This window comes from Frigidibacter sp. ROC022, assembly GCF_024723735.1.
In the GTDB taxonomy this organism is placed as follows: Bacteria; Pseudomonadota; Alphaproteobacteria; order Rhodobacterales; family Rhodobacteraceae; genus SLM-1.
Genome location: NZ_JANQDU010000001.1, coordinates 1,270,988 through 1,296,925, shown reverse-complemented (window position 1 = coordinate 1,296,925; position 25,938 = coordinate 1,270,988). Strand labels below are relative to the sequence as shown.

Here is a 25,938-nt window from a genome sequence, read left to right as displayed (position 1 = left end):
TCAGTCCGCCAGTTTCGGATCGAGACGATCGCGGACCCAGTCGCCCAGGATCGAGATCGAGAGGGTGGTGAGGAAAATGGTCATCCCCGGCAAGACCGCGATCCACCAAGCCACGATCAAGTAGTCGCGGCCGTCTCCGAGCATCATGCCGAGGCTGGTATGCGGTGGCTGGAGACCGAGGCCCAGGAAGGAGAGCGAGGTCTCCGCCAGGATGATCTCGGGGAAATTCAGCGTTAGTTGTACGATCAGCACCGGCGCGATGTTGGGAAAGATATGGCGCAGGTAGACCCGCAGTGGCTTTGCTCCCAGGGACCGGATCGCGGCGATATGGTCGCGCTCCTGCGCCGAAAGTACCATGCCGCGCGAGAGGCGGGCATAGGTCTCCCAGCCGTAGAGCCCCATGAGCATGACGAAGAGCGTCAGGCTCGACCCCAGAAAGGCCAACACCGCCAGGGCGATGATCAGGAAAGGCAGGGAAGCCTGGAAATCGACCAGCGCCATCACCACATCCTCGAATATCCCGCCGATGGCGGCTGCGAGGAATCCCAGCAATGTTCCGAGCGCGGCGCCGATCACCGTCCCTGCCAGAGCCAGGGAGAGCGAGACACGCATCCCGTGGAACAGCCGGCTGAGGATGTCGCGGCCAAGCGTGTCCGTGCCCAGCGGATGCGCCCAGGTTCCGCCGGCGAAGACCGGAGGGGTCAGGCGTGCGAGCAGATCCTGTTCGGTCGGCGGATAGGGCGACAACCAGCCCGCGAAGAGCGCGGTCAGCACCACGGCCAGCAAGTAGATGGTCGAGAGCACCACGACCGTACCGCCGCCACCAAGCCGCGGCAGCCATCGCCTGCGCAGGGGCCGGCCACCGGGCTCGAGTCGGGTGCGGGTGAGATCGTTCACTTTTGCGTCCTCACCCTGGGGTCGATCAGCCCGTAGAACACATCGACAAGGAAGTTGGCAGTGATCATCGAAGCGGCCACCATCAGCACCAGCGCCTGAACCACGGCCAGATCGCGGGTGTCGACCGACTGGATCAGAAGCCGGCCAACACCGGGCCAAGCGAATACCGTCTCGATGACGATGGCGCCGGCGACAAGATGCCCGAACTTGAGCCCCATGATGGTGACGATGGGCACCAGCGCGTTCGGCAGGGCATGGCGCAGGTTGCGCACCATTGCAGACAGGCCCTTGGCACGCGCGGTGCGCATATAGGGCTCGTTGAGAATCTCCAGCATCGCCGAACGCGCGAACCTGGCAATGGCAGCGGCATGGGCAGTGGCCAATGTGATCATCGGCAGGATGATGCTTGATGACCGGGTGTCGCCGGAGCTGGGCAGGATGCGCAGCCAGACCGAGAAGATGAGGATCAGAACGATCCCGAGGAAGAAATTCGGCATGGCATAGCCGAAGACGGCGATGGTCATCATGCCGCGGTCGGTCGCGCTGTTGCGGCGCAGGGCAGCGACGATGCCCATCGTCGTGCCGAACACCACCGCAAGCAGATAGGCGGGTATGCCCAGCCGCAGCGTTGCCGGTAACCGCTCGGCGATCAGCGAGACCACGCCGCGATTGTCCTGGAACGACACGCCGAAGTCGCCGCGCAGTGCCGAGCCGATATAGCGCAGATATTGCTCCCAGAGCGGCCGGTCGAGACCCCAAAGCTGCCGGTAATGCTCGATCACCTTGGGCGAGACGTCCTCGGGCATCATCGTCCTCACCGGATCACCCGCGAGCCGCAGCACCACGAAGGCAAAGCTCACCACCAGCAGCATGGTCAGAAGCGCGCGCGCCAGTTTGATCGAGAGATAGCGAGTCATGCCCGTGTTCCTGCGGTTTCGACCAGATGGCAGGCCACCGCATGGCCGTCGCTGTCGGTCTGCAGCGCCGGAGCCTCGGCACGGCAGCGATCGGTCGCCAACGAACAGCGGGTGGCAAAGGCACATCCGGGAGGCAGGCTGCCGGGATCGGGCAGTTCGCCTTGCAGGACTTCGCGCTTGCGGCGGGCGGCGGGATCGGCAACCGGCACCGACCGGATCAGAGCGCGGGTATAGGGATGGCGCGGCTCGGCGAACAGTGCCTCGGTCTCGGCCTCTTCGACGATCCGGCCGAGATAGAGCACCGCGATCCGGTGACAGATATACCGGACCACGGCGAGATCGTGCGAGATGAACAGATAGGCCAGCCCGAGTTCGGCCTGCAGCCGGGACAGCAGGTTCAAGACTTGCGCCTGCACCGAGACATCCAGCGCCGAGACCGGTTCGTCGCAGATCACCAGATCGGGGTCCAGGATGATGGCTCGCGCGATGACGACGCGCTGCTGCTGGCCGCCCGAAAGTTGGTGCGGATAGCGCTGCGCCAGGTTCTCGTCGATACCCACCGAGGCAAGCGTGGCAAGCGCCTTGCGCTTCCGCTCCTCGGGCGTTCCTTCGGCATGGATGTCGAGAGCCTCGCGCACCTGCGCCAGAACCCGCATCCGCGGGTCGAGATTGCCCAGGGGGTCCTGGAAGATCATCTGCACACGACGCCGGAACCCGGCTCGCTCCGCCGGATCGAGCCCGGCGAGATCGGTACCATGCCACAACACCCGCCCTTGCGTCGGCTTCATCATCCCCAGCATGATCCGGCCCAGGGTCGATTTTCCCGATCCGCTCTCACCGACCAGCCCGAACGTCTCGCCGCGCCGGATGCCGATGCTGACATCGACCACGGCCTGAACCGCCTCGGTGGCGCTCCACATGCTCGTCCTGCGGCTCGCGAAGCTCCGGCCCACACCTTCCGCCCGGATCAGTTCGTTCCCTTCCGTCATGCCGCCGGCTCCGGGTTCCAGCAGGCGTAGCGATGACCGCGGTCCAGTTCGGTATGCCCCGGCATATTGGCGCAGCGCGGCTCGGCGCCCTCGCAGCGCGGCGAGAAGGGACAGCCCGGCGGCATCTCGCGCAACGAAGGCACCTGACCCTCGATGGTCGTCAGGGTCTCGATGCGCCGGTCGATCCGGGGCCGCGATGCAAGAAGGCCGCGGGTATAGGGATGGCGGGGATTGTGAAACACGTCGGTCACCTCGCCGCTCTCGACCAGCCGACCGGCATACATTACGGCCACGCGGTCTGCCATCTCGGCGACGATGCCTAGATCATGGGTAATCATCACCACCGAGGTGCCGCGTTCGCGCGCGATCTCGGCCAGAAGTTCCAGGATCTGCGCCTGGATGGTGACATCCAGCGCCGTCGTCGGCTCGTCCGCGATAACGATGGCGGGGTCGCAGGCCAGCGCCATCGCGATCATGACCCGCTGGTTCATCCCGCCCGAGAACTGATGCGGAAAAGCCCGCAGCCGCTTGCTGGGCTGGGGCACTCCGACCCGGTCCAGCAGCTCGACCGCGCGACGGCGGGCCTCAGAGAGGTCGAGCCCCTGATGCGTCATCATGGTTTCGGCGATCTGGCGGCCGATGGTGAGAATCGGATTGAGCGCCTGGGTCGAGTTCTGAGAGATATAGGCGATCTGTCTGCCCCGGACGCGGTTCAGCCGCTTCTCGTCGAGGGACAGAAGATCCTGCCCGTCGAACATGGCCGAGCCTTCGACAACCCGACCGTTGGCGGGCAGCAAGCCGAGAAGCGACAGGCAGGTGACCGACTTGCCGCAGCCGGATTCTCCGACCAGCCCCAGAACCTCGCCCTGGCGCACCGAAAAATCGACGCCGCGCACGGCCCTCAGCCCGCCGGCGAATTCGATCTCCAGTCCTGTAACGGACAGGATCGGAATGTGCTCTGCTGCTGTCATTTGGGGGATGTCCGATATGGCCCTGCACCAATGTAGCGCAGGGCAGCCGGTCGCTGTACGGCTTAGGTCGAGAACGACAGATTGTCGGGACCGAAGTCGAGATAGAAGAAGGAATAGGGCGTCCACTCGATCTCCTTCTTCATCGCGAACCAGTCGGCGCGCATCCACAGCGGGAAGCCGGGCGTCTCCTCGACCCAGATATCGACGAGCTGCTTGAACAGCTCGCGGCGCTTCTCTGGATCGCTCTCGACCTCGAAGGCGCGGCCGACGTCGATGAAGCTCTGCGGATGATCCCACGAGCTTTCCTTCTTGCCCGGCGCACGCGGACCGTCCGGCCCCCAGGTCGCCCAGATCGGCGTGGCCGGATCGGGGATGTGAATCCCGTTCGACCACGAGATCATCGCCACTTCCCCGTCCGGCAGCCCCTCGGCCGCCAGAGCTGAACCCTTTCGGATTTCGATCTCGACATTGATCCCGGCCTTCTTCCACATCTCGGCCATGATCTGCGCGGCATCCTCGATCTTGGGATAGCCGCCGCGCTGGATCCTGAGGTTCAGCACCTCGCCGTTGTAGCCGGCGCTCTCCAGCAGTTCCTTTGCCTTCTCCATGTCGTATTTCCGGCCCCTGCGGTCGGGATCGTAGTACTCGCCGTAGAATTCGAAAGCGAAGGGTTCGGGCACATGGGTGGCGTCGCCCCACAACGCCTTGGCCATCGCCTCGCGGTCAAGCGCGTGGACCAGCGCCTGACGGATGCGTTTGTCCGAGGTGACCGGATGCAGGGTCGAGATCACGATCACCACCTGGTTCTCGTAATTCACCTTGCGGACCTTGAGTTCGTCATGGGATTCGACGGTCGAGACCAGCTCGGGCTCGACATCGGTTATGATGTCGAACTCGCCCGAAAGAAGGCCGGCGACACGCGACGACATCTCGGGGACCACGCGGAAGGTGATCTTGCTGGCCGGCGGCTTGCCACCCCAGTAGTCGTCGAATGCCTCGAACTCGATCAGCGTATCGCGCTCGAGCCTCGTCATCTTGTAGGGGCCCGTCCCGACCGGGTTGAGGAAGAACTCGTCGGGTCCGACCTTCTCGTAGTAGGCCTTGGGCACGACGAAGCCGACCGGCGAGACGAAGCGCAGCGGCATGATCAGGTCGGGCGCATTGGTGCGGATGCGCACCGTCAACGGATCGACGACATCGATCCCGGCAATCAGGCCGCCGTTGAAGTAGCGCTCGCCCTGGGGCTCGGACGGGTTCTCGCCCCACATCCGGCCTTCACCGAAGGAAAAAGCGACATCCTCGGCCGTCATCTCGGTGCCGTCGTGGAACTTCACGCCCGGACGTAGCTTGAATTCCCAAACGGTGGGTTCGATCTGGCTCCAGCTTTCAGCCAGCCAGGGAACGATGTCGAACCCGTTGCCCTCGGGCGTCGCGTTGTAGTCGCGAGCGATGAGCTGGTCGAGATAGACCATCTTCAACCGGTTGTGCGTGTTGCTGATGCGGCCCGGCATCATGCTGGTCGGCAGACCCGAAATCCCGATCACCAGTTCGGGACGCCCGCTCTGGGCAAGTCCGGGTCGGGCCAGTGTGGCGCCGCCCAGGGCGGCAAGCCCCCCCATGAACAGACGGCGATCGAGAGGCAGCTTCGTGTGATTGTGCTGTGACATGGAATGCTCCCTGCAGAGGCGATTTTTGGTCGGATACCCGACTACTCTTGATAACAGCTATAGAGCTGTATAGCACATCGTCGTATACGAATCAATCCAGTTTGTATCAGCAGTTGCTGCCGGGACAGGTAGACCAGTATTGTAACACGACCTCGGAGGCGGCGGGATGAACGGGCAGGCGAACATTTTCGAGATCGGCTTCAGCTTTCTCCGACATGGCGAAAGCGAGGCGAACCGGTCAGGCCTGATTGCGGGAAGTCTGGACGTTCCACTGACCGATCGCGGCCGCGATCAGGCGCGGTCCGCCGCACCGGCGCTTGCCGGCGAAGGCATTACACGCATTCTCGCCAGCCCGATGGCGAGGGCGCATGAAACAGCAGAGATCGTCGCGCGGGAACTCGGACTACCGGTCGAGCCGCTGCCGGGCATCGAAGAACGCGGCTTCGGGCAGCTTGAAGGCCGGCCGCTCGATGACCGGCCGGACTATTTTGCCGATCCCCCCGGTGGCGAAAGCTGGGAAACCTTCCGCCGACGCTGCGAAAGCACCCTGGAGAGGATCAATGGCAGCGGCAATCTGATCGTCGGACATGCAGGCACCTGGCGGGCGATCTGCGCGCGGATCGGGTTGCGGCCCGAGGAAAACGCCATTCCGAACGCGACGCCGATCCGGGTCGCCCCCCTGGGAATGATTCCGGCCTGGTCTTCCCTGCCCCCGACCTGACCCCGGGCAAGAGGGATTCAACCCGTCGGTGTGTCCGGCGCCTCGATCTCGATCCCGGTCAGGGCGCCCCCCGAACGACCCCGAGTGACCGTCAGGGACATGTCGCTCACCTGCATGACGCGATCATTCGGCGGGATGAAGGCGCGCTGATACATCAGCGGACGATTGTTCATGTCGTAGGACAGGATGGTCAGTTCGATCCCGTCCGTGCCCTTTCTCAGGCCCAGTTCTTCCACCACTTCGTCAGGCAGGGCCCGAAACCGCAGCTGTTGCGCAACGCGGCGGGTGGGCATCCCGAATTCTTTGTCCAGCATCCGGTAGATGGCGGCACCGTGCAGGACATCGGGCGGAATTTGCGCGATGCGCCCGAATTTCCCGGCATCCAGATAGACTTCGGAGAACAGATCGAACTCGTGGTTGACCGACATCAGCCGACGGATCCGCACAAACTCGTCGGCGCCCTGCAGGAACCCCGACCAGGGCCCGCGTTCCGAGATGACGGACAAGCTCAGCACACGTGCATAGATCGGCAACAGCTCGGTTTCGTCCTCAGCGGCGAAACGATAGTACCAGATGTCCTCCTGCGGGGTCCGTCCGCCGGTGACGAAGGTGCCGCGGCCGTGTTCGCGCACCAGAGCGCCGTTGTCGGCCATGAGGCCAAGCGCTTTCTGGACCGTGCCCAGGCTCACATCCATGAGCCGGGCCAGTTCGCGCTCTCCGAGGATCTCGTCGCCCGGCTTCCAGTGGCCCTGATCGACCATGCGCTGAAGAAGATACATCAACCGACGATACTTCGGCAGACCGGCATCCTTCGGATCGGTAGGCTCTGCAGCAAGCGTCCGGAGCGCCGCCGCCTGGCGCTTGTGGCGCGAACTGGACTGCGAATGTGTCGTCATGGTTCGGATTGATGATACTTTTTTGTCTGGACGGCAATTGGTACCTTACCGGAACCATTCGGTCTACACGCGCCACCCGCTGAAAGGATGTGACCGGTCGGGCTCTGACGCCCCGAACCTGCCCGGCCATTTCCGCACGCCAATCGCTCCAAGTCGGGTATCCGCCCGCTATCGATCCATGCTGATGCCCCCTTTGGCCGGGCGCATCGAGATTGGTGTGAGCAAGCGCGCGCCTCCGAGAACGCCCCGGCCAGGGCAACGCAGCCACTGCCATGGCCGACGATTGCGCCACCGTTGGCACGTCTTCGCTCGCCTGTGTGGTGAAGATCGGTAGGCAGGCAAGCCGAAACCCGCATCTGTCCCCGCTTCGCCACGCCCCTGCCCCCTCGGCGCTGTTCAGGCCTTGTCGCGCCAATAGCCGTTCGCGGCGGCAACGGTGGCGAAATTGGTGGCCACCACCTGCGAAACGGCGATCAGCGCATCGGCGTCGCCGGCGTATTCGGGGCGCAGCCGGTCGCGTTCGGCGGCGTCGGGCTGGGTCAGTTTCACCGCTATCCGCGCCATCTTCACGGCAAGGTCGTAACCCTTGGTCGGCGTGTCGGTGATCAGTGTGGGCAGCCAGTTCTCCATGTCCTATTCCTTCTCTGTTTCGGGTTTCGTCGATATCTCGCCGTCCGAAATGACCCGCCAGGCGGCGCCATCCGGGTCGTCGAACTGGTCGTGCCTCACCGCCCAGAAGAAGGCGACGAGACCGATGCCCCCCATGCCGATCGACAGAGGGATGAGGACCATGAAGCTCATGCCCCAGCCCGTCCCGCAGCGATCGCGCGCCAGACCGCCCAAGTGCCGTGCCCGAGCACCGGATAGACGACGATCAGCCCCAGCAGCCCGGTCGCCGCCGACAGCGCCAGCCCCAGGGCGACGATCATCCCCCAGACCAGCACCGGGCGCAGGTTCTGGACCGTCATGGCAAAGCTGAGCCCGAGCGCCGTCAACGCGTCGCGCTTCTCGCTCATGAGCATCGGAATCGAAAACAGGCTGATGGCGAAGGCGAATGCGGCGAAAAGCCCGCCCACGGCCGATCCGACCGCGATCAGCAGCCAGCCGCGCGGTGTGGTGAGCACATTGACCAGGGCATCGCTCACCCCCGGAAAGGCCGCCAGTCCGAAGAACAGCGCGTAAAGCAGATCGGCTGCCCGCAGCCAGAACAGCACAAGCAGGCCGAGCATCAGGCCGGCATAGGCGAGCTGCCCCCCGGATGCCGGCCGGACAACCAGCATGGCCCGGAGAGAAACCGGCTGACCGGCGGCAAGACGGCGGCTCTTTTCGTACAGGCCAAGGGCCAGGAAAGGCCCGACGATCAGAAAGCCCGCGGTTGCCGGAAAGGCCAGATACAGCATCCCGGCGGCGTGGAGCATGGCCAGAACCGCGACCGACAGCACGAACATGAACAGCCCGTAGGCCAGGCTCGGCCAGGGCTGGTGCCGGAAATCGCGCCAGCCCGACGCAAGCCAGTCGAACGCCGTGCCGGTCGGCAGGTGGCGGGCGAATGCCGGCGGCGGGCGGCGCGGCGGATGCAATGTTGGAAGAGGTTCGAGCATGGCCGTCTCCTCAGCAGACGCGCTTTGCCGGGGGCTTGTCCGGCGCCGCCGGAACGCAGGCGCTCCGCGACGTCAGGGCGACGCCCAGCAGGTGAATGTTGGCGGCCACGAACAGGCCCGCCAGCAACAGCGCGCCGAGAATGGCCAGACGACGTTGCGCGGGGGCGGTCATTCGCGGGCCTCGTTCCGGTTCCCCTTGCCGAGCCTTTCGACGTAGAGCGCCAGCAGGTTGATCTCGGACGGGCTGAGCCGGCCTTCCCACGAGGGCATCACGCCCTGCCGCCCCTGTCTGAGGGTCGTCCTGATCTGCCCGGGGCTGCCGCCATAGAGCCAGTCGCCGTCGTTCAGCGCCGGAGCGCCGATCCCGAGCCCGCCGACACCGCCCTCGCCGTGGCAGGCGGCGCAGTTCTCGGCAAACAGTTCCGCACCGGGGCCGTCGGCGGCGTCCTCTCCCCTGGACAGGGCCAGGACATGATCGACCAGCAGTTCGATGTCCCCGGCGGGCAGGATGCCGTCGCGTCCGAAGGCCAGCATCTGGCTGACCCGGGTGTCTGGATGCGTGCTGTTGACGCCGACGCGCAGGGTCTCGGCGATCTCTTCCGGATCGCCGCCCCACAACCAGTCGGCATCGACGAGGTTCGGGAAGCCCGGCCCGCCAGTCCCCTTCGCCTGATGGCAGGCGGCGCAGTTGTCTGCAAAGAGCCGCGCGGCGGCCGGCATGGCCCGCGCCATCAGGGGCGCATCCGAGGCCAGCGCGGCAAATTCGGCGGAGGCGAACGGGGCAAGCCAGTCGGCCCGGGCGCGCTCCATCTCGCGATACTCCCTGACCGCCTCCTCGCTCTGGTCCAGCCCCAGCAGGCCGCGCGTGTAATCATGCCCCAAGGGCCAGGCGGGCAGCAGGATCCAGGCGATGACCGAATAGGAAAAAGCCAGGACCAGCGCCCAGATCACGATCCTCGGGAATGCCGTGTTGAGTTCGGTGATGCCGCCCCAGTCGTGGCCGGTGGTTTCATGGCCCGTCACCGGATCGACGGGACGGTCGCCGCCATGATGGCCGGCGGAGTGCCGCCGCCCCGGATCCGTCGCATCAGTCATCTTCGCCCCGCTCCACGAGAATCGACCGCGCGGCCTGCTCCTGCGCGGCACGGCGCGAGGGGGCGTAGGCCCGGATCACGACAATCAGGAAAAAGCCCATCAGCCAGAACAGGCCGACGGTCTTGGACAGGAACAGGAACAGATCGTGGGTCACTTGCCGGCCTCCTCCAGTTCCTCCTGCGCGGCGGCCGTCAGCGTGCCGATCGACTGGAGATAGGCCACCAGGGCATCCAGTTCGGTCAGCCGTGACGGGTCGCCATCGAAACTGCGCAGCGCAACCGCGTCGCCGTAACGTGCAAGGACATCCTCGGCGGCATCGCTGTCGGGGCGCGACTGGGCCAGGGCATCGGTCTCGGCCCGGTCGATCATCGCCTCGGAATAGGGCACGCCCAGCACCGCCAGCGTCGCCAGGGCGCCCGGCAGGACCCGGGTATCGAGCGACCGCGTCAGCCAGGGATAGGCCGGCATGATCGAGGCCGGCACGACGCTGCGCGGATCAAGGAGATGGGCGACATGCCAGGCGTCGGAATACTTGCCGCCGATCCGCGCCAGGTCGGGGCCCGTGCGCTTGGACCCCCAGAGCATCGGGTGGTCCCACGCGCTTTCGCCCGCCAGGGAATAGGGACCGTATCGGTCGATCTCGTCCGCCAGCGAGCGCACCATCTGGCTGTGGCAGGCATAGCATCCTTCGCGGATGAATATCTCGCGCCCGGCCAGTTCCAGCGGGGTGTGCGGGCGCAGGTCGTCGGGGGCGACAACCGTTTCATCGATGGTGAACAGAGGCGCGATCTCGACCGCACCGCCGATCGAGGCGGCGACGATGATCCCCACGACCATGCCCATCGACAGTTTCTCGAGGTTGTAATGCAGGCGCAGCATCGGTCTACTCCGCCGGCCCGGGAACGAGCGGTCGATCCCAGGCCCGCACCGCGCCGGTCGCGCGGCGCATCGTGGCACGGGTGTTCAGCGCACAAAGGATCGCGCCGCTCAGGAACAGGGCACCGCCGATGGTGCGCATCAGATAGTAGGGCGCCATCGCCATGACCGATTGCAGGAAGCTGTAGGACAGCGCCCCGTTGTCGTCATAGCTGCGCCACATCAGCCCCTGGGTGATCCCCGCATTCCAAAGCGCCACGACATAGATGAGGGCCCCCGTCACGGCGAGCCAGAAATGCCACTCGACCGCGCGCGGCCAGGCCATGGTCTCGCGCCCCGACAGCTGCGGGGCCAGGGTGTAGATCGCTCCGAAGATGATCATCGCGACCCAGCCCAGAGTCCCGGAATGGACATGCCCGACCGTCCAGTCCGTGTAATGCGACAGCGAATTGACCGGCCGGATCGCCAGGAACGACCCTTCGAAGGTGGACAGCCCGTAGAACACCGCCGCCACGAACATGAAGCGCAGCGTGGCGTCGTCCCGCACCTTGTGCCAGGCGCCGTTCAGCGTCGCGATGGCGTTGCCCGCCGAGGCCCAGCTCGGGATCAGGAGCATCACCGAGAAGGTCATCCCCAGGGTCTGCACCCAATAGGGCAGCGCGGTGTAGTGCAGGTGATGCGAGCCGACCCAGATGTAGAAGAAGACGATGCCCCAGAAACTGACGATGGAGAGCCGGTAAGACCATATCGGCCGCCCCGAGCGCACCGGCAGGAAGTAGTAGAGCATCCCCAGGAACCCGGCGGTCAGGAAGAAGGCCACGGCGTTGTGGCCATACCACCACTGCACCATGGCGTCCTGCACCCCGGCCCAGATCGGGAAACTCCGCGCCCCGGCAAGGCTGACCGGAAGCGCGAGGTTGTTGACGATGTGAAGCATCGCCACGACCAGGATGAAGGCCAGGTAATACCAGTTGGCGACGTAGATATGCGGTTCCGCCCGCCGCGCGAGGGTGCGCATGTAGAGGACGAAATAGGTGACCCAGACCACCACCAGCCACAGGTCGGCATACCATTCGGCTTCGGCATATTCCTTGGACTGGGTCGAGCCCATCAGATAGCCGGTCACCGCCCAGATGCAGAACAGGTTGAAGCCGATCAGGACCGCCCAGGGGCTGATCGAATCCGCCAATCGTGCGCGCGCGGTCCGTTGCAGGACATGGAACGATGTCGCGATCAGGGCATTGCCGCCGAAGCCGAAGATCACGCCCGTGGTATGGACCGGCCGCAGGCGGCCGAAGCTGGTCCAGGGCCAGGGCGGCGTCGCCTCGGGCCAGTAGAGCAGCGCCGCCACCCAGACACCGACCCCCATGCCGATGATGGCCCAGATCACCGTCAACGCGATCCCGAACCGGGTCGGGGCGTCGTAGAAGCGCTGCCTGCGACCGGCCGGAACCTCCGGGTCATACAGCGCGCCGCCAAGCCTGAAGACCAGCGCCAGGCCGAGCGCCGCGGCAATCGCGCCATGCACCGCCATCGGCCCCTGGCGCGCCGCCGCCGCCATCACCAGCCCCAATAGGGTCAGCGCCACCGCAAGCGCCAGCCCGACCTGCCGCTCGGAAATGCTCAGCGTGCCGGTCATGGCCGCGGCCCCGGCGGCGCGGCGGTGGCCCGATCGATCTCCCTTTCCGGCAGCACGATATCGGCCAGCGTCGAGTTGTCGAGGTCGGACAGAAAGGCGGCCTCGGCGCTGCGAAGCCGGGCCTTCAGCCGGCAGCAATGCGTCAACGAGCAATCGCCGCCGTCACTGGCCATGCATTCGACCATGGCCTGCCCCTGCTCCAGCAGCCGGACGAGGGCGCCGAGCCGTATGTCCCGGGCCGGTCGCGCCAGCATCGCCCCGCCGCCGGCACCGCGGCGGGTGGTGACGATCCCGCCCTGCGCAAGGCGCTGCATGATCTTTGTCAGATGGTTGCGCGACAGACCGAACTCCTCGGCGAGTTCGGCCGTGGAAAACGCGCGGTCCGGCGCACCGGCCATCCGCATCAGCATCCTGAGGCCATAATCCGTGAAAGATGTGAGGCGCATCCCTGCCCGGCCTTTCTGAATCGGTGTTTATAATACCTATTAAGAATCGGAACAGAAACGCAAGCGGGTTTTCAAGGCGCGGGCCGCTCGGCGCTTCGGTCGGAAATTTCGACAAACCCGCCCTTGGGTGGTCTGGAACAGCGGAGCGAAGCCGCGCCAATCTGTCCATGAACACGCGGGATGAAGGACCGGCGGCAGGTCAGCCAGACCGGATTGGGTCCATTCACGAACAGGACGACATCAACCGGACAGGCGCTCCTTGATCACTTCCGGAACGCCCTTGTTGCGGAAAGCCCGCTCTGGCCAAAGCCGGCCCCTTCCCGCCCGGGTTCAGGCGACGGAGTCGATCCCGGCCCTGCCGAGGGCCGAGAAGCGGTTCGTGTTCGCGATGCGGGTCCGGATGTCGGCGGTCAGGACGCAGGGCCCGGCAGGTCAGACCGCCGAGCCCGCGCCTTCGCCGCCGGTCTCGATCCGCAGGCGCTTCGACGCCATGCCGGGCTCGGCACCCCAGACCGCGATCCAGCGATAGAAGACCGGCGTCAGGAACAGGGTGAAGACGGTGGCGAAACCGAGACCGCCGACGATCACCCAGCCGACGGCGATGCGTGCCTCGGCTCCGGCACCCGAGGTCAGGATCAACGGCAGGCCGCCGAACACGGTCGAGACCATGGTCATCATCACCGGTCGGATCCGCAGACGCAGGGCGTCGCGGATGGCACTGTCGATATCCTGCCCCGCCTCGCGCAGCTGGTTCGCGAACTCGACGATCAGGATGCCGTTCTTGGCCATCACCCCGATCAGCATCACCAGCCCGATCTGGCTGTAGTAGTTCAGCGACCCGCCGCTGATCGAGATCGCCAGCAGCGCGGCGGCAAGACCGAAGGGCACGGTCAGCATGATGACCACCGCGCTGGCGATGCTCTCGAACTGCGCCGCGAGCACCAGGAACACGACCAGGAAGGCCACGCCGAACACCGTGTACATCGCCGTCTTGCTGTCGTTGAGGCTGGCCGCCTCGCCGGTGAAGATGAGCCCCGTCCCGTCCGGCAGGACCTCGCTGGCGATGGCCGAGAGACGGTCCATCGCGGCGCCCAGATCGACGCCCTCGGCCAGATTGGCCTGCGCCGCGACGGCGAGACTGCCGCCCAGGCGGGTCAGGCTCGTCTGGCTGACCACCGGTTCCAAGGTCGCCGCCGCCGACAGCGGAACGTAGTCGCCGCCGGGCAGGCGTATCTGGATCGAGTCGAGATCCGACGGATCGTCGATCGGCGGGCCGCCGGGGACGACCTTCACATCGGTCTCGACCCCGTCCACGAAGACGCTGACGGCGGTCTGGCCCTGGATCATCGCGCTGACGGTCCGGGTGATGTCGGATTCGGTCAGACCGAAGACGCTGGCCATGTCCGGATCGACCCGCACCTCGAACTGCGCCTCGACGGCATCGGCGGAAAGCTGCGGGTTCAGGAAAGCGTCATCCGCCGCCATCGCTGCGACAAGCGCATCGGCGGCCTCGGTCATGGCGTCGATGTCGTTGCCGGTGACCGCGAATTGCAGGCCCTGCCCCGCGCCACGGATGTTGAGGCTGTTGGTCGCTCGGGCGCTGGCCTGGATTCCCGGCACCCGGGCCAGGCTCCTGCTGATCTCGGCCACGATCTGCGATTGCGACCGCTCGCGCTCGTCCCAGTCGGCGAGCCGCACGATGATGAAGGCACTGGTGCCGCCGCCGATGCCGATGATGCTCTGCACCGAAGTGACCTCGCCGCTCTCGCGATAGGGGGCAAGGATGTCCTCGATCATCGCGACCTGGGTATCGAGGTAATCCACCGTGGTGTCCGACGCCCCCCTGGCCTGGATCAGGAAGAAACCGCGGTCCTCTTCGGGCGTAATGGTCGAGGACAGGCTGCCCGCCGCCCCCGCCGCGATGATGACGAATCCACCGGCCACGGCCAGCACGATCAGCGGCATCCGGATGGCCCGGTCCATGACGCTGTCGAACAGGCGCGACATCCAGCCGGGCGTGGCCGGGCGCGCGATGTCCCCGGCGCCGGGCTTGCCGGGATCGAGCATGGCGGCCATGACCGGGGTCAGTGTCAGCGCGGTGATCGACGACAGGGTGACGGCGAAGGCCAGCACGAAGCCGAATTCGCTGAACACGCCGCCCGCCTGGCCGGGCAGGAAGGAGATCGGGATGAACACCGCCGCCAGGGTCGCCGTGGTCGAGATCACGGCAAAGAAGACCTCGTTCGTCCCCGCCGCCGCGGCGGCGAAAGCGCCCATCCCCTGCTTGCGCTTGCGGGTGATGTTCTCGATCACCACGATCGCGTCATCGACGACCATCCCGGTCGCAAGCACCAGCGCCAGCAGGCTGATCGTGTTCACCGAGAATCCGGTGATCCAGATCGCTCCGACGGTGCCGACCAGCGCCACCGGGATCGTGACGGCGGGAATGATGGTTGCCCGGGGCGAACGCAGGAAGGTGAAGATCACCGCCACCACGATAATTGTGGCAAGGCCGATGGATTTGACCACCTCGCTGATCGACCCTTCGATGAAGGTGCCGTCGTCCGAGGTCACGATCAGCTCGACCCCCTCCGGCAGGGCTGCGCGCAGCTCCTCGACGGCGACGGCGACATCCTTGGAGATCGACAGCGTGTTGCCGACCGATTGCCGGGTGATGTCGATGCTGACGGCGGATTCGCCGTTGACCCGGGTCAGGACGGCGCTGTCCTCGGGGACCAGCCGGACGAAGGCCACGTCCGAGACACGGGCGTTGGCATCGATCGGCACCTGCCCCACCAGGTCCACCGTCGCATCGGCATTTCCGACCCGCAGCGAGATGGTCTGGGAATCGGTTTCGAGCGCGCCAAGCGGCGTGTCGTCGCGCAGCGCCGAGAGCGCCTCGGTGACGTCAAAGATGGTCAGGCCCCGGCTGAGCAGGGCCGGCATGTCCAGCGTCACGCGGAACTCGTTCGCCTGGCTGCCGCGCACCGAGACCTCGGCGATTCCGTCGATGGTGGACAGGCGATCATAGACCGTTCCCTCGGCCAGCGCGGTCAACTCGTCCAGGGTGACATCGCCCAGCAGGGCAAGGCGGATGATCGCATCGGCATTGCTGTCGCTCTTCGTGACCGACGGATCGTCGTCGATCGCGTCGGGCAACTGGCGCAGGGTGGCCGAGACGATCTCGCGCGCCTCGTTGGCCGCGACATCCACATCGGTGCCCTCGGACAGGTCGATGGTGATGCGGCTCTCGCCGCTTGACGAGGTGGATTCGATATAGGCCAGCCCGTCGAGCCCGCTCAGCGCATCCTCCAGCACCTGCGTGACCTCGCGATCGACGGTGGCCGGCACCGCCCCTTCATAGCTGGTGCGCACCGACAGGACCGGCCGGTCCACGTCGGGCATCTCGCGCACATCCACCGATTGCAGCGCCGCGAGTCCGGCGATCAGGATCAGCAGGTTGATGACCACACCGAAGATCGGTCGGGCGACGAAGAGATTGGCCAGGCCGGACCTCATTCCCGGCGTTTTCGGTGCGCTCATGTCGGTTCCCCGGCCGCGGCTTCGGGCGCGGCGCCGGGATCGGCCCCGGGACGCGGCGGTGCATTCGCGACCGGCGGGGTGCCGGCCTGGGCGGGAGCCCCGGTCGAAAGCTTCGCTCCGGCGCGCAGTTTCTGCGCGCCTTCGGTCACGACCTGCGTGCCCACGGGAATATCGGCGTCGATCCAGACGGTATCGTCGCGGCGATACAGGATCGTCACCGGAACCTGTTCGGCCACCCCATCCGCGTCGATCCAGACGCTGGACCCCGAGCGCGACCAGGTGATCGCGGTGGAGGGCAGCGCCGGCAGCGGATCGCTGATCTGCTCAAGCCGCACGGCAAAGGTCATCCCCGGCCAGAGCAGCCCTTCGGAATTGTCGATCTGCGCCTTCACGGTAACGCTGCGGGTCACCGGATCGACGCGGCTGTCGTAGGAGGTGATCGTGCCGGTAAAGACCCGTCCGGCCAGGGTGGAGGTGGTGGCCAGAACCTCCTTGGCCCCGGCCAGCATGCCGATGGACCGTTCCGGCAGTTCGAATTCGACGACCAGAACGTCGGACTGGTCGATGCTGGTGATGACGCTGTTGGCGCTCAGGGTGGCGCCGACCTCGATATCGCTGAGCCCCAGACGGCCGGAGATCGGCGCCCGAATGGTCTTGTCCTCCAGCGCGACCTCTGCCAGCCCGACCGCCGCCTCGGCCAGGCGCAGGTCCAGCCGCGCTTCCGAAAGCGTGACATCCGTGACCGTCGAACTGTCGCTCTGCTTCAGCCGCTCGTAGCGGGTGACGGTGTCCCTGACCTTTTCCAGCTGCGCCTGCGCGATCTCGAGGTTCAGCACCTCCGTCCTTGCGTCGAGCCGCAGCAGCACGTCGCCCGCCTCGACCGCGCGATTGGCCGCCAGGTTCGCCTCGGTCACGGTTCCGGCGCTTTCCGAGACCACTTCGACGCTGCGCAACGCCGAAGCGGTGCCGATGGCGCTCAGCACGCTGTCATAGGGACGCAGTTCCAGGGGCGTCGTGACGACGACGGTCGTTGCCGACCGGCCGCCGGGCCCGCCGCGACCGGGGCGGCCTCCGGCCGGCGCCTGCGGGGCCGCCCCGCTTGTCGCGGCAACCTGTTCCCCGCCGCTTCCGGTCAGTTCCGACAGCCAGGGGGGAAGGCCGAATGTGACGGCATAGGCCGCCGCAAGAATGCCGGCCGCCACGACCAAAGTTGCAAATCTGCGCATGTTCTATGAATTCCTGTCCGGTCCTGTCGCTCCCGGACCAAACGGCGGACCGGGAGATTTCCGTCGAAACATGTTTCAGTTTTCCATGCCGTGAGCTTCGCGGGCGCAAGGCCCCGGCGTCCCTCGGTCCGGGACAGGCCACCCGATCGCGTGCAGGCGCAGGCCCGCCGGGTCACGCCAGCGAGGTGACCCAGAGGATCGTGGCATCCTCTTCCGAGACCGAAATCACGTTGTGACCCATCGTCGCATCGTAATAGGCGCTGTCGCCGCGGCGCAGCTCGACCGGCTCGTAGAACTCGGTGATCAGCCGCGCGATGCCGGTCAGCACATAGAGGAATTCCTCGCCGTCATGCCGCACCCAGCCGTCGAATTCCTCGAAGGCCCGGGCCCGGATCCGCGCCCTGTAGGGCAGCATCGCCTTCTTGGTCAGGGCGCCGGCCAGCAATTCATGCTCATAGGTCGTCGTCGCATGCGCCGCGCCCTCGCCCAGGCGGGTCACCGCCATCCGGCCCGAGATCCTGTCGTCCTTCGGCGGGGTGAAGAGCTGCGGCACCGATATTTGCAGCCCCGAGGCCAGTTTCTTCAGCGCCTCCCAGGTCGGCGACATCTGACCGTTCTCGATCTTCGACAGGGTCGAACGGGCCAGCCCGGCCTGCCGCGCCGCCTGCTCCAGGGTCCAGTTCCGGGCCCGGCGCAGTTCGCGGACCCGCTCGCCGAGATCGAGCGGCGCCGGCGTTTCCGGGGCGCCGCCACCTTCGCGGGCCAGGCGGATCAGCGAGGGTTCCGCCGCCTTGCTTGGGGTCGTCTTGCTCATGCGACATCCGATAGCCGCTTGCCCGGGCGGCGTCCACTGTCGGCTCTGGACCTTGGCGCGGCAATCCCTATATAATTGGTCGGAAATCGGGGAAGACCTATGACAGTCGAAAGCAAAGAGCCTCTGGAAGGCGCGCCGTTGATCAAGCCCTCCAGCACGGATCATCCGTTGTACGACTCGGTGGTCGAGGCTTGCCGCACCGTCTATGACCCGGAAATTCCGGTGAATATCTACGATCTCGGCCTGGTCTACACGATCGAGATCAGCCCCGAGAACGAGGTCTCGATCCTGATGACCCTGACCGCGCCGGGCTGCCCGGTGGCCGGAGAGATGCCGGGCTGGGTCGCCGATGCGGTGGAGCCGCTGCCGGGGGTCAAGCAGGTCGATGTGCAACTGACCTGGGAACCGCAATGGGGCATGGAGATGATGTCCGACGAGGCGCGGCTGGAACTGGGGTTCATGTAGCCTGTCGGGCGCTTCGTCGCTGCGACGGCGCCCCTGCCCCGCGCGGGGTCCAGGCAAACCAATTCATTTGCTTCCCTTGATAGCAAATGATTATTCTTGCTTTCTAAATAGCAAGCATATAAGTTTGCTTTCGAGCTCAGCAAGCAAATCCGCTTGCGCGCTCGGAGGCGTCCGAATGCCCCAAGTCGCGGTACTGACCGGTGATCTGATCGACTCGTCGCGGGCTGCCCCGGCAGAGGTGGATGCCGCCATGACCTGTCTGGGCGCCGCGGCCCGGGAGATCGCGGCCCGGGCCCGGACCGACGCGCGGTTCTCCCGCTTTCGCGGCGACGGCTGGCAGATGGTGCTGGAAAACCCGTCCGACTCACTCCGGGCGACGCTTCTGCTGACCGCCCGGCTGCGGGCGGCCGACCTCGACCTTGCCACGCGGATCGCCATCGGGATCGGGGCGGTGGACAGCCTTGGCACCCGGAACCTGGGCGATGCCACCGGACCGGCTTTCGTGACCTCGGGCCATCTGCTCGACGGGCTGCCGCATGACCGGCGGCTGGCGATTGCCGGGCCGAAAGACCCGGACCAGCCGGCGTTCCGGCAGCTCGTCACGCCCCTTCATGAGGCCATCCTGGCCCTTGTCGAACAGCAGAGCCAGCGCTGGACGGCCGCTCAGGCCGAGGCGGTGGCCCTGTCGCTGATCCATCCCGGGCGCACCCATGCCCAACTGGCCGCCCAGCTTGGCGTGACCCGGCAGGCCGTCCAGTCGCGGCTGGCCTCGGCGGGGGCCGCGGCGCTGGAGCCGGCGCTTCGGGCCTTCGAGCTCTACCCCTGGGAGGCGGCATCGTGATCGAGTCCTTCGCCGCCCTGCTCTTCGCCCATGTCCTGGCCGATTTCGTGTTCCAGACCAACCGGATGGCCTCCGGCAAGGACCAGCGGCACCGCGATGCGCTGGCCGCACACCTGCTGGCCGTCGGCGCGCTGGCGGTGATCGCTTTGGGCCAACCGGCGCCGGTGCTGGCCGGGCTGGCCTTCGTGCATCTGGCCATCGACCTGCTCAAGCCCGCCCTGCCCGGCAGGGGTCTTGGCCCTTACCTTGCCGATCAGGCGCTGCATCTGGCGACCCTGGTGGCGCTCGCCTGGTGGATGCCGGGGCTCTGGGCCTCAAGCCTCTGGGCCGGGCAGGACTGGTTGCCGGGACTCATGGCCCTGGTGGCGGGCGCGATCCTTGCCACCCGTGCCGGGGGATTTGCGGTCGGCTTCCTCATGCGGCCCTGGGCCAATGTCCGGCTGCCGCGCGGGCTGCCCAACGGCGGCAAGCTGATCGGCCTGCTGGAGCGCGGGGTGATCTTCACCCTAGTGCTCGTCGGCCAGCCCGCAGGAATCGGCTTTCTGATCGCTGCCAAGTCGGTGCTGCGGTTCGAGACCACCTCGAGGGACACCCGCGCCGGGGAATATGTCATCGTCGGCACGCTGGCCTCCTTCGGCTGGGCGCTGATCGTCGCCTATGCGACCCGGGCGCTGATGGCCGCGCTGCCGCCGCTTGGAATCCTGCCCTTCAGCCCCTAGATTGGGGGAACCAGAATTGGAGAGACCCGATGTTCGGCATTCCCGGAAAACCGGCCGTCACCCTGTCCCCGAAAGCAGCGGAAGTGATCGCCGGGCTGATGGCCAAGGGCGGCACCAAGGGGCTGCGGCTGGGGATCAAGAAAGGTGGCTGCGCCGGCATGGAATACACGCTCGACTACGCCACCGAGATCGACCCGAATGACGAGGTGGTGGAACAGGACGGCGCCAGGGTGATGATCGCGCCGATGGCGCAGATGTTCCTTTTCGGCACCGAAATCGACTACGAGACCACGCTGCTTTCCTCGGGCTTCAAGTTCCGCAACCCGAATGTGGTTGACGAATGCGGCTGCGGGGAATCGATCAAGTTCGACGAGAGTCTCGTGGCCGACCGCTGATGGCGGCGGATCCCGATTTCGTCGCGCATGTCACCGATCTCTTCGCCGGGCTGGGCCCGATCACCCGGGGCCGGCTGTTCTCCGGCGTCTCGCTCTATGTCGAGGGCGATGTCATGTTCGCGATGATCTCGGCCTCGGACCGGGTCTGGATGAAATCCGACGCCGGCACCGAGGCCGCCTTCCGCGCCGCCGGATCGGAACCGTTCAGCTTCCACCGCGCCGATGGCGAACAGGTCGTCACCTCGCTGATGTCGTTGCCCGAAACGGCGCTGGACGATCCCGACGAGGCGCTGCACTGGGCCCGGCTGGCGCTGGAGCCGGCACGGGCGGCGGCGGTCCGGAAACGGCAGCGGAAGGCCCGCAAGGCACGATCCGGCTAGCGACGGCTTCCCTTGCCCGGGCCGGGCGGCTATCACCTTCCGCAAAAGTGGAGGACGGCCATGCGGCGCAAACTGGCAGCAGGAAACTGGAAAATGAACGGCACCGGGGCCGATCTGGCCGAGGTGACGGCCATGCAGGCCGGCTTGCCGAAGGGCGCGGAGGCCCCCGAGGTGCTGATCTGCCCGCCGGCGACGCTGATCCAGCGGATGGCGGCGATGGCGGCCCCGATCGCGGTCGGCGGCCAGGATTGCCACAGCGCCGAGTCGGGCGCCCATACCGGCGACCTCTCGGCGGCGATGCTGCTGGATGCCGGCGCCAGCCATGTGATCCTCGGCCATTCCGAACGCCGCACCGACCACGGCGAACAGGACGAGGATGTCCGCGCCAAGGCCCGTGCCGCCCTGGCCCAGGGGCTGACCGTGGTGATCTGCGTCGGCGAGACCCAGGCACAGCGCGAAAGCGCCAATACGCTGGGCATCATCGGCGGCCAGCTGGCCGGCTCGATCCCCGATCTGGTGACAGGAGACCGGCTGGTGGTGGCCTATGAACCGGTCTGGGCGATCGGCACCGGCCTGGTCCCGACCACCGACCAGATCGGCGAGGTGCATGGCTTCATCCGGCAACGGCTGGAACGCCGCTTCGGTGCCGGGGTCGGACGTTCGGTCCGGCTGCTCTATGGCGGCTCGGTCAAGCCCGGCAATGCTGCCGAGATCTTCGCGGTGGCCGATGTCGATGGCGCGCTGGTCGGCGGCGCCTCGCTGAAGGCAAAGGACTTCCTGCCGATCATCCAGGCCCTGGCCGACGCGGGAGCACGCGAACAGGGCCAGTAGCCGGAGGGCGCCCGGATGAGGATCGCCGTCAACGGCTGCGGAATCGCCGGGCCGGCGCTGGCATGGTGGCTGCGTCGGCACGGGATGACCCCGGTGATCTTCGAACAGGCGCCGGCGCTGCGGCGGGGCGGCTATGTCATCGACTTCTGGGGCTCGGGCTATGCGGTGGCCGAGAGGATGGGGCTGATTCCCGATCTGCTGGCCGAGGGCTATGTGATGCAGCGGCTCCGGAGCGTCACCCGGACCGGCCGCACCTCCAGTTCGGTCGATGCCAGCCTCTTCGGCAAGATCACCGGCGGCCGCTACATGAGCCTGGAACGCTCGGCCCTGTCAGCACGGCTGGTCTCGGCCTGCGACGGGATCGAGATCCGCTATGGCCAGCCGATCACCGGCATCGCCCAGGATGTCGAGGGGGTGACGGTCCGCTCGGCCGCCGGAGAGGAACGCTTCGACCTTGCCATCGGCGCCGATGGCCTGCACTCGGCGCTGCGCGGCATGGTCTTCGGTCCGCAGGAGACCTTCGAGAAACGGTTGGGCTATGGCGTCGCGGCCTTCACGCTGCCGGGCTACCGCCCGCGCGAGGACCTGGCCTATGTGCAGCACACCCAGCCGGGGCGTCAGGTCTCGCGGGTGGCGCTGCGCGGCGACCTGACGCTGATTCTGGTGATCTTCGCGGCGCATTTCCTCGAGAGCTGGCCGAAGGGGCTGGCCGAGGAGAAGGCCGCCCTGGCGCGGGTCTGCGACGGCATGGGCTGGGAGGTTCCGGCGATCCTGAAGGCGCTCGACAAGGTGGACGAGGTCTATTTCGACCGGGTCAGCCAGATCCGCATGGACCATTGGGCCGAGGGCCGGGTGGCGTTGCTGGGCGATGCCGCCGCCTGCCCCTCGCTGCTGGCCGGGGAAGGCTCGGGGCTGGCGATGACCTCGGCCTATGTGCTGGCGGGCGAGTTGAAACGGGCCGGCGGCGATCACGGCGCGGCCTTCGCCGCCTGGCAGGCACGGATGGCGGACTATACCCGCGGCAAGCAGGACATGGCGCTGCGCTTTGCCGGCTTCTTCGCGCCGAAGAACCGGCTGACCCTGATCCTGCGCGATGCAATGCTGCTGCTGACCCGGGTGCCGGGGCTGGCAAGGCCGCTGCTGGGCTCGGGGCTGACCCGGTCGATGGAGCTGCCCGACTACTGAGCCTTGGTCACATCGTGACGATAGAGCCAGTCGAACCGCTTCAGCGCCGCGCCCGGCGCCAGCCAGCCGCCGATCTTCAGCACCTTGTGGGCGCCATAGCGGGCAAAGCCGCGCAGATGGTAGTTCCGGGCATTGGCATTGGCGGCGGCGATGGCACGCCGGACCCGCGGCAGGCGAAGGGCCTGATAGGCGGCCAGCGCCTCGGGCTGCGGCATCGCGTCCAGGCAATCGGCCAGCACCCAGGCATCCTCCAGCGCCATGTTCGCGCCCTGCGCCATGAAGGGCAACGTCGGATGTGCGGCATCCCCCAGCAGGGCCAGCCCCTGCCCGTGCCAGCGCGCCGCGATCTCGTGCCGGAACAGACCCCACAGCCGCGGCGATTCGACCTGCTCCAACAAGGCCCGCACCTCGGGACAGAAGCCCGAGAAGGCATCGCGCAGGTTCTGCGGCGCATCGACATGGTTCCAGCCCTCGGCCGCCCAGTTGCGCCGGTCCTCGACCGCCACGATGTTGCGCAGGTCGCCGCCGCGCAGCGGATAGGTGATCAGATGCTGCCCCGGCCCCAGATAGGCCTGCACTTCGGACGGCACCGCCCTGTCGGCCGGGATCACCGCCCGCCAGGCCACCTGCCCGGTAAAGAAGGGGTCGGCGGGACCGTTCAGCACCGGCCGCCCCGAGGAATGGAACCCGTCGGCACAGAGCAGCAGGGGCGTCGAGACCTCGTCCCCGGCAACGCGGGCCCGCGCCTCGGCCCCGTCCGAAAGCACCTCGACCGGCGCCCCGGTCCGAATCTTCACCCCGGCCTCGCGCGCGCCCTCGGCCAGCAGCGCCACCAGATCGGCGCGATGGAACAGACGATACTCCAACCCCTCGGCCCGGTGCGGGCCCAGGTCCAGCCGGGTGATCACCCCGCCCAGCAACCCGTCGCGCAGCACCACGGCCTGCGAGGCCAGCCCCTGGTCGCGCGCCGCCTCGCCCAGCCCCAGGGCGTCGAGCACCCGCATTCCGTTCGGCGTGATCTGCAACCCGCCCCCTGCCGCGGCGGCGGCATCGGCGGCTCCGGCCTCGGCCAGTTCGACACTGGCCCCGCGCAACGCCAGGGCCCGGGCCACGGCATAGCCCGCCACCCCGCCTCCGGCCACAAGCACCCGCTGCCCGATCAACATGGCAGGCCCCGGAACGGAGTTGTCAAAAGAGAGACGCCGGGGCCTCCCTTCCCCGGCGTCTCAATGTCCTGACAGCGCACCGACAGGCCCATGTTCATGCTTGCAGCAGGTGTCATGCAGACCGACCCGCCGCCTCAATCGCCGCGATGCACCCGCTCACGCCGTTCATGGCGCTCCTGCGCCTCGAGGCTGAGAGTGGCAATCGGCCGCGCGTCCAGCCGCTTCAGAGAGATCGGTACCCCGGTCTCCTGGCAATAGCCGAATTCACCTTCCTCGATCCGTCGCAGAGCCGCGTCGATCTTCGACACCAACTTGCGTTCCCGGTCCCGGGTCCGCAGTTCCAGCGCCCGGTCGGTCTCTTCCGAGGCGCGGTCGGTGATGTCAGGAATATTCCGCGAGGTATTCTGCAAGGCTCCGATCGTCTGCTTCGTGTCGCCGAGAAGATCGGATTTCCATGCCAGCAACTTCCGTCGGAAATACTCCAGCTGGCGCTCGTTCATGAATGGCTCGTCCTCGGCGGGACGATAGTCGTCAGGCAAGAAAACCTCGGCCTTCATGCGTTGTCCTTTTACCCCGCCTCCGGCTTCAGCGCGTGTCTCTGTCACCATCGGCACCCTCCGTGGCCAGCCATTTACCGCAAGGACAAAGGCTTGTCACTCCCCCATTCCGGCTTTGTGCGGAATGTGATTAACTCTTTCGGCCACTTCTGAGCAGTGCCGCACAGGGATTTGAAAAGCGTGACGAAATTTACTGGGACCGACTCATATGTCGCCACCGACGATCTGACCGTTGCCGTCAATGCGTCAGTCTTGCTCGAGCGACCGCTATTGGTGAAGGGAGAGCCGGGAACCGGCAAGACCGAACTGGCCAGGCAGGTCGCCGCGGCGCTCGGGATGGAACTGATCGAATGGCATGTCAAATCCACCACCAAGGCCGCGCAGGGGCTGTATGAATACGATGCCGTCAGCCGGCTGCGCGACAGCCAGCTGGGCGACGCGCGGGTGCATGACGTGGCCAACTACATCCGCAAGGGCAAGCTCTGGCAGGCCTTCGAGGCACCGGAAAAGGTGGTGCTGCTGATCGACGAGATCGACAAGGCCGACATCGAGTTTCCCAACGACCTGTTGCAGGAGCTCGACCGGATGGAGTTCCATGTCTACGAGACCGGCGAGACGATCCGGGCCCGGCACCGGCCGGTGGTCATCATCACCTCGAACAACGAGAAGGAGCTGCCCGACGCCTTCCTGCGCCGCTGCTTCTTCCATTACATCCGGTTTCCCGACATCGACACGATGCGGGCCATCGTCGCGGTGCATTTCCCCGACATCAAGGAAGCGCTTCTGACCACCGCGCTGACCCAATTCTACGAGTTGCGCGACCAGGCCGGACTGAAGAAGAAGCCCTCGACCTCGGAAGTGCTCGACTGGCTGAAACTGCTGCTGGCCGAGGATCTGAGCCCGGAAGACCTGCGCCGCGATGCCGGATCGCTGCTGCCGCGGATGCACGGGGCGCTGCTGAAGAACGAACAGGATGTCGCCCTCTTCGAGCGGCTGGCCTTTCTGGGCCGCGGTCGCGGTTAGGTCCGGACCGCGTGGCGGCGAAGCCCGAAAGGGGAAAAGGTGCAAACCTTTGAAAGGCTTTCCTTTCAAATCGGCGGC

29 protein-coding genes are annotated in these 25,938 nt (G+C 66.6%); 9 read left to right on the top strand and 20 right to left on the bottom strand.

The genetic code is table 11. From position 1 onward, the window contains the following. From NUW50_RS06270 to NUW50_RS06250, 5 genes are all read right to left on the bottom strand, one after another. The gene (locus NUW50_RS06270) at window positions 1-897 is read right to left on the bottom strand and encodes an ABC transporter permease (protein ID WP_258288207.1); all 897 of its coding nucleotides are present in this window, start codon (window positions 895-897) and stop codon (window positions 1-3) included. After that, window positions 894-1,814: an ABC transporter permease gene (locus NUW50_RS06265; RefSeq protein WP_258288206.1), complete on the bottom strand. Its 921-nt coding sequence runs from the start codon at window positions 1,812-1,814 to the stop codon at window positions 894-896. The genes NUW50_RS06270 and NUW50_RS06265 overlap by 4 nt, the downstream gene beginning before the upstream one ends. Beyond that, window positions 1,811-2,803, bottom strand: a complete 993-nt coding sequence (locus NUW50_RS06260) for an ABC transporter ATP-binding protein (RefSeq protein WP_258288205.1) — start codon at window positions 2,801-2,803, stop codon at window positions 1,811-1,813. The genes NUW50_RS06265 and NUW50_RS06260 overlap by 4 nt, the downstream gene beginning before the upstream one ends. After that, window positions 2,800-3,774: an ABC transporter ATP-binding protein gene (locus NUW50_RS06255; protein ID WP_258288204.1), complete on the bottom strand. Its 975-nt coding sequence runs from the start codon at window positions 3,772-3,774 to the stop codon at window positions 2,800-2,802. Before NUW50_RS06255 ends, NUW50_RS06260 begins: the two co-directional genes overlap by 4 nt. 62 nt (window positions 3,775-3,836) lie before the next feature. Further along, window positions 3,837-5,441, bottom strand: a complete 1,605-nt coding sequence (locus NUW50_RS06250; RefSeq protein WP_258288203.1) for an ABC transporter substrate-binding protein — start codon at window positions 5,439-5,441, stop codon at window positions 3,837-3,839. 166 nt (window positions 5,442-5,607) lie between these two features. Here NUW50_RS06250 and NUW50_RS06245 point away from each other — a divergent pair, with 166 nt between their 5' ends. Beyond that, window positions 5,608-6,162 carry a histidine phosphatase family protein gene (locus NUW50_RS06245; RefSeq protein WP_258288202.1) on the top strand — a complete coding sequence of 185 codons (555 nt, stop codon included), beginning with the start codon at window positions 5,608-5,610 and terminating at the stop codon, window positions 6,160-6,162. A gap of 17 nt (window positions 6,163-6,179) precedes the next feature. Here NUW50_RS06245 and NUW50_RS06240 read toward each other — a convergent pair whose 3' ends face one another. From NUW50_RS06240 to NUW50_RS06180, 13 genes are all read right to left on the bottom strand, one after another. Next, a complete protein-coding gene (locus NUW50_RS06240; RefSeq protein ID WP_258288200.1) occupies window positions 6,180-7,058 on the bottom strand; it encodes a GntR family transcriptional regulator in 879 nt (292 codons plus the stop codon). Between the two features lie 396 nt (window positions 7,059-7,454). Beyond that, the gene (locus NUW50_RS06235) at window positions 7,455-7,688 is read right to left on the bottom strand and encodes a hexameric tyrosine-coordinated heme protein (protein ID WP_258288199.1); all 234 of its coding nucleotides are present in this window, start codon (window positions 7,686-7,688) and stop codon (window positions 7,455-7,457) included. A 3-nt stretch (window positions 7,689-7,691) separates the two neighbouring features. Next, window positions 7,692-7,859 (bottom strand): cbb3-type cytochrome oxidase assembly protein CcoS, encoded by a 168-nt coding sequence (gene ccoS / locus NUW50_RS06230; protein WP_258288198.1) that lies wholly within the window; start codon window positions 7,857-7,859, stop codon window positions 7,692-7,694. Next, window positions 7,856-8,659 (bottom strand): DUF2189 domain-containing protein, encoded by an 804-nt coding sequence (locus tag NUW50_RS06225; RefSeq protein ID WP_258288197.1) that lies wholly within the window; start codon window positions 8,657-8,659, stop codon window positions 7,856-7,858. Before NUW50_RS06225 ends, ccoS begins: the two co-directional genes overlap by 4 nt. A gap of 10 nt (window positions 8,660-8,669) precedes the next feature. Continuing rightward, complete coding sequence (locus tag NUW50_RS06220; protein WP_258288196.1) at window positions 8,670-8,831, bottom strand: hypothetical protein; 162 nt, start codon at window positions 8,829-8,831, stop codon at window positions 8,670-8,672. Beyond that, entirely contained in the window at window positions 8,828-9,754 is a 927-nt protein-coding gene (gene ccoP, locus NUW50_RS06215) for a cytochrome-c oxidase, cbb3-type subunit III (protein WP_258288195.1), read from the bottom strand. Before ccoP ends, NUW50_RS06220 begins: the two co-directional genes overlap by 4 nt. Then, on the bottom strand, window positions 9,747-9,908 hold the full coding sequence (locus NUW50_RS06210; protein ID WP_258288194.1) for a cbb3-type cytochrome c oxidase subunit 3: 162 nt from the start codon (window positions 9,906-9,908) through the stop codon (window positions 9,747-9,749). The genes ccoP and NUW50_RS06210 overlap by 8 nt, the downstream gene beginning before the upstream one ends. Next, complete coding sequence (gene ccoO, locus NUW50_RS06205; RefSeq protein WP_258288193.1) at window positions 9,905-10,633, bottom strand: cytochrome-c oxidase, cbb3-type subunit II; 729 nt, start codon at window positions 10,631-10,633, stop codon at window positions 9,905-9,907. The genes NUW50_RS06210 and ccoO overlap by 4 nt, the downstream gene beginning before the upstream one ends. A 4-nt stretch (window positions 10,634-10,637) precedes the next feature. Then, window positions 10,638-12,269, bottom strand: a complete 1,632-nt coding sequence (ccoN, locus tag NUW50_RS06200; protein WP_258288192.1) for a cytochrome-c oxidase, cbb3-type subunit I — start codon at window positions 12,267-12,269, stop codon at window positions 10,638-10,640. Next, complete coding sequence (locus tag NUW50_RS06195) at window positions 12,266-12,715, bottom strand: RrF2 family transcriptional regulator (RefSeq protein WP_258288191.1); 450 nt, start codon at window positions 12,713-12,715, stop codon at window positions 12,266-12,268. The genes ccoN and NUW50_RS06195 overlap by 4 nt, the downstream gene beginning before the upstream one ends. A gap of 432 nt (window positions 12,716-13,147) precedes the next feature. Further along, window positions 13,148-16,258 carry an efflux RND transporter permease subunit gene (locus NUW50_RS06190; RefSeq protein ID WP_258288190.1) on the bottom strand — a complete coding sequence of 1,037 codons (3,111 nt, stop codon included), beginning with the start codon at window positions 16,256-16,258 and terminating at the stop codon, window positions 13,148-13,150. Continuing rightward, window positions 16,255-17,484 (bottom strand): efflux RND transporter periplasmic adaptor subunit, encoded by a 1,230-nt coding sequence (locus tag NUW50_RS06185; protein ID WP_258288189.1) that lies wholly within the window; start codon window positions 17,482-17,484, stop codon window positions 16,255-16,257. Before NUW50_RS06185 ends, NUW50_RS06190 begins: the two co-directional genes overlap by 4 nt. Before the next feature lie 172 nt (window positions 17,485-17,656). Continuing rightward, the gene (locus NUW50_RS06180; RefSeq protein WP_258288188.1) at window positions 17,657-18,298 is read right to left on the bottom strand and encodes a helix-turn-helix domain-containing protein; all 642 of its coding nucleotides are present in this window, start codon (window positions 18,296-18,298) and stop codon (window positions 17,657-17,659) included. A 99-nt stretch (window positions 18,299-18,397) separates the two neighbouring features. On the opposite strand from NUW50_RS06180, the gene NUW50_RS06175 reads away from it, so the two are divergent. The 7 genes from NUW50_RS06175 (at window position 18,398) to NUW50_RS06145 (ending at window position 23,114) form a co-directional block, all read left to right on the top strand. Beyond that, a complete protein-coding gene (locus NUW50_RS06175) occupies window positions 18,398-18,763 on the top strand; it encodes an SUF system Fe-S cluster assembly protein (RefSeq protein ID WP_258288187.1) in 366 nt (121 codons plus the stop codon). A gap of 175 nt (window positions 18,764-18,938) precedes the next feature. Next, window positions 18,939-19,604: a hypothetical protein gene (locus NUW50_RS06170; RefSeq protein WP_258288186.1), complete on the top strand. Its 666-nt coding sequence runs from the start codon at window positions 18,939-18,941 to the stop codon at window positions 19,602-19,604. Beyond that, complete coding sequence (locus NUW50_RS06165; protein ID WP_258288185.1) at window positions 19,601-20,323, top strand: DUF3307 domain-containing protein; 723 nt, start codon at window positions 19,601-19,603, stop codon at window positions 20,321-20,323. The genes NUW50_RS06170 and NUW50_RS06165 overlap by 4 nt, the downstream gene beginning before the upstream one ends. 29 nt (window positions 20,324-20,352) lie before the next feature. After that, a complete protein-coding gene (locus tag NUW50_RS06160; RefSeq protein WP_258288184.1) occupies window positions 20,353-20,718 on the top strand; it encodes a HesB/IscA family protein in 366 nt (121 codons plus the stop codon). Then, complete coding sequence (locus tag NUW50_RS06155; protein WP_258288183.1) at window positions 20,718-21,098, top strand: TfoX/Sxy family protein; 381 nt, start codon at window positions 20,718-20,720, stop codon at window positions 21,096-21,098. The genes NUW50_RS06160 and NUW50_RS06155 overlap by 1 nt, the downstream gene beginning before the upstream one ends. A gap of 60 nt (window positions 21,099-21,158) precedes the next feature. Further along, entirely contained in the window at window positions 21,159-21,929 is a 771-nt protein-coding gene (gene tpiA, locus NUW50_RS06150) for a triose-phosphate isomerase (RefSeq protein ID WP_258288182.1), read from the top strand. A gap of 15 nt (window positions 21,930-21,944) precedes the next feature. After that, window positions 21,945-23,114: an FAD-binding domain gene (locus NUW50_RS06145; RefSeq protein ID WP_258288181.1), complete on the top strand. Its 1,170-nt coding sequence runs from the start codon at window positions 21,945-21,947 to the stop codon at window positions 23,112-23,114. Here NUW50_RS06145 and NUW50_RS06140 read toward each other — a convergent pair. After that, window positions 23,108-24,280: an FAD-dependent monooxygenase gene (locus NUW50_RS06140; RefSeq protein ID WP_258288180.1), complete on the bottom strand. Its 1,173-nt coding sequence runs from the start codon at window positions 24,278-24,280 to the stop codon at window positions 23,108-23,110. The two genes, NUW50_RS06145 and NUW50_RS06140, sit on opposite strands and share 7 nt — an antisense overlap. A gap of 134 nt (window positions 24,281-24,414) precedes the next feature. Beyond that, complete coding sequence (dksA, locus tag NUW50_RS06135; RefSeq protein WP_258288179.1) at window positions 24,415-24,837, bottom strand: RNA polymerase-binding protein DksA; 423 nt, start codon at window positions 24,835-24,837, stop codon at window positions 24,415-24,417. Window positions 24,838-25,017: 180 nt separating this feature from the next. On the opposite strand from dksA, the gene NUW50_RS06130 reads away from it, so the two are divergent. Next, window positions 25,018-25,860, top strand: a complete 843-nt coding sequence (locus NUW50_RS06130; RefSeq protein ID WP_258288178.1) for an AAA family ATPase — start codon at window positions 25,018-25,020, stop codon at window positions 25,858-25,860. Window positions 25,861-25,938: the final 78 nt, after the last annotated feature.